Origin of the sequence: Aestuariivirga sp., from assembly GCF_044239095.1 — a bacterium.
In the GTDB taxonomy this organism is placed as follows: Bacteria; Pseudomonadota; Alphaproteobacteria; order Rhizobiales; family Aestuariivirgaceae; genus Aestuariivirga.
The window spans coordinates 1-3,121 of sequence record NZ_JBIICB010000379.1 but is presented as its reverse complement, the minus strand read 5'-3'; the positions used below and the strand labels follow the sequence as shown (position 1 = coordinate 3,121).

Annotated in this window: 2 protein-coding genes; both read right to left on the bottom strand. The window is 63.1% G+C overall.

All coding sequences use genetic code 11. The features are described from left to right. Positions 1 to 454: 454 nt before the first annotated feature. Positions 455 to 1,015, bottom strand: a complete 561-nt coding sequence (gene ilvN / locus ACILRA_RS21485) for an acetolactate synthase small subunit (protein ID WP_395664080.1) — start codon at positions 1,013 to 1,015, stop codon at positions 455 to 457. A 12-nt stretch (positions 1,016 to 1,027) separates the two neighbouring features. Then, positions 1,028 to 2,797: an acetolactate synthase 3 large subunit gene (locus ACILRA_RS21480; protein ID WP_395664079.1), complete on the bottom strand. Its 1,770-nt coding sequence runs from the start codon at positions 2,795 to 2,797 to the stop codon at positions 1,028 to 1,030. Between the last annotated feature and the right edge of the window lie 324 nt (positions 2,798 to 3,121).

Below are 3,121 nucleotides of genomic sequence, written 5' to 3'. Positions count from 1 at the left end.
AAGTTATTCCTTTATCCCCTCCTTGCCACGCGTGATGCCAGCTTTCGCTGAGGGTGACTGAACTTGCCGTTGCGCACCTGAAGCGTGGGCAGAGCCCTCATCCGCCCTGTCGGGCACCTTCTCCCATCGCGTTGCGACGGGAGAAGGGACTCGGGGTGAGGGTTCCCTTCTCCCGTCCGCAGGATGGGAGAAGGTGGCCGAAGGCCGGATGAGGGCCTGTGTCCGCGAGGTTATTCTTTTATCCCCTCATTGCCACGCGTGATGCCAGCTATCGCTGAGGGTGACGGAACGTTGCGCTTCTGCCGTGTGGGCAGAGCCCTCATCCGCCCTGCCGGGCACCTTCTCCCATCGCGTTGCGACGGGAGAAGGGAAACATCACCACGATTCCCTTCTCCCGTCCGGAGGATGGGAGAAGGTGGCTGACAGGCCGGATGAGGGCCTGTGTCCGCGTCGGTTATTCCTTCATGCCCTCGGGGCCACGCGTGATGCCGGCCACACCGGTGCGGGCGACTTCGACGAGGCCGAGGGGGACCATGAGGGAGATGAACTGCTCCACCTTGTCGCTCTTGCCCGTGATCTCGAAGATGAAGCTGGTCGTGCCGGCATCGATGACCCTCGCGCGGAAGGCATCGGCCAGGCGGAGTGCCTCGACGCGCTTTTCGCCGGTGCCGGCCACCTTCACCATGGCGAGCTCACGGGTGAGGGAATTGCCCTGCACGGTGAGATCGGCCACCGAGTGGACGGGAACGAGCCTGGCCAGCTGGTTCTTGATCTGCTCGATGACCGAGGGCGTGCCGCTGGTGACGACCGTGATGCGCGAGATGTGCTTTTCATGCTGCGTCTCGGAGACGGTGAGCGACTCGATGTTGTAGCCGCGGCCGGCGAAGAGGCCGATGACCCGGGCGAGGACGCCCGGCTCATTGTCCACGATCACCGCAAGCGTGTGGGTCTCGATCGCGGGCTTTGCCGTGTCGAGGAAGTAGGCGGAGCCCGAAGGCTGGAGTTGTGCGTTCATGTTCTCAGTTCCTCAAACCAGCATCTTGCCCTTGGCGTCGATCACGGAGCCCACATCCTCATCCGCCACGTCCTCGCCCAGTAGCATCTCATTGTGAGCCTTGCCCGAGGGGATCATCGGGAAGCAGTTGGTGAGGTTGGCCACACGGCAGTCGAACAGCACCGGATGCGGCGTCTTGATCATCTCCCGGATGGCATCGTCGAGCTCGCCGGGCTTGGTGGCGCGAATGCCCACACAGCCATAGGCCTCCGCCAGCTTGACGAAGTCAGGAAGCGCTTCCGTGTAGGACTCGGACAGCCGGTTGCCGTGGAGCAGCTGCTGCCACTGGCGCACCATGCCCATGTACTGGTTGTTGAGGATGAAGATCTTGATCGGCAGCCGGTACTGGATGGCGGTCGACATCTCCTGCATGGTCATCAGCACCGAGGCATCGCCCGCGATGTCGATGACGAGCGACTTCGGGTGCGCCTGCTGCACGCCCACCGCGGCGGGAAGGCCATAGCCCATGGTGCCCAGGCCGCCCGACGTCATCCAGCGGTTCGGCTCCTCGAAGCGGTAGAACTGGGCGGCCCACATCTGGTGCTGGCCCACTTCGGTGGTGATGTAGGTGTCGAGGTTCTTGGTCAGCTCATAAAGCCGCTCCACCGCATATTGCGGCATGATGACATCGGCGTTCTTCTTGTACTTGAGGCAATCCTTGGCGCGCCAGCCGTCGATCTGCTTCCACCAGGCATCGAGCGCCTTCTTGTCCAGCGAGAGCGACTTCGACTTCCAGACGCGGATCATGTCTTCCAGCGCATGGGCGACATCGGCCACGACCGGAATGTCGACGCGCACCGTCTTGTTGATGGAGGACGGGTCGATGTCGACGTGGATCTTCTTCGAGCCCGGCGAGAAGGCGTTGAGGCGGCCGGTGATGCGGTCATCGAAACGGGCGCCGATGTTGATCATGACGTCGCAGTCATGCATCGCCATGTTGGCCTCGTACATGCCGTGCATGCCGAGCATGCCGAGCCAGTTCTTGCCCGATGCCGGATAGGCGCCAAGGCCCATGAGCGTCGAGGTGATGGGGATGTTGGTCATCTCCACGAAGTCACGCAGCAGCTTGGACGCCGTGGTGCCGGAGTTGATGACGCCGCCGCCCGTATAGAGCACCGGGCGCTTGGCCGAGGCGATGAGCTCGACTGCGGCGCGGATGGCGTTCTGGTCGGGCTTCACCTTGGGGCGGTAGGTCTTGTGCTCGATGTTCTTGGGGCCCACATAGCGGCCCTTGGCGAACTGCACGTCCTTCGGGATATCGACGACGACCGGGCCGGGGCGGCCGTGGGTGGCGACATAAAAGGCCTCATGCAGGATGCGCGCGAGGTCGTTCACGTCCTTGACCAGATAATTGTGCTTGGTGCAGGGGCGGGTGATGCCGACGGTGTCGCATTCCTGGAAGGCGTCATTGCCGATGAGGTGGGTCGGCACCTGGCCGGTGATGCAGACCATGGGGATCGAGTCCATCAGCGCGTCGGTGAGGCCCGTGACCGCATTGGTGGCGCCGGGGCCGGAGGTGACGAGCACGACGCCGCATTTTCCCGTGGAGCGGGCATAGCCTTCGGCGGCATGGGTTGCCCCCTGCTCGTGCCGGACGAGGATGTGCTTCACCTTCTCCTGCTGGAAGATCTCGTCATAAATCGGCAGCACGGCACCGCCGGGGTAGCCGAAGACGTGCTCCACCCCCTGGTCCTGCAGCGCCTTCAGGACGATTTCCGCACCCGTCATCTCAGTCGTGGCCATGTCAAACCTCTTCAGTATTTCCGGTTCCGTCAAACACGCATTGTTCATTCAGGCAATAAAAAAGGCCCCCGAGGGAGCCTGATTTCCGCGCAGCACCACCAGTTCCTGGAGGGTTAAACCTCCCCGGCGCTGCGCGGTCCTACTACGAGAATGCTGTTCATGGGGCGGATGTTTACGTGGGTGGAGGGGCGGCGTCAAGGGGGCGTGCCGCGGGAAAGAGCCCTCATCCGGCCTGTCGGCCACCTTCTCCCATCCCTTCGGGACGGGAGAAGGGGACAAACATCGGGCAGCTTCCCCTTCTCCCGTCGCAACGCGATGGGAGAA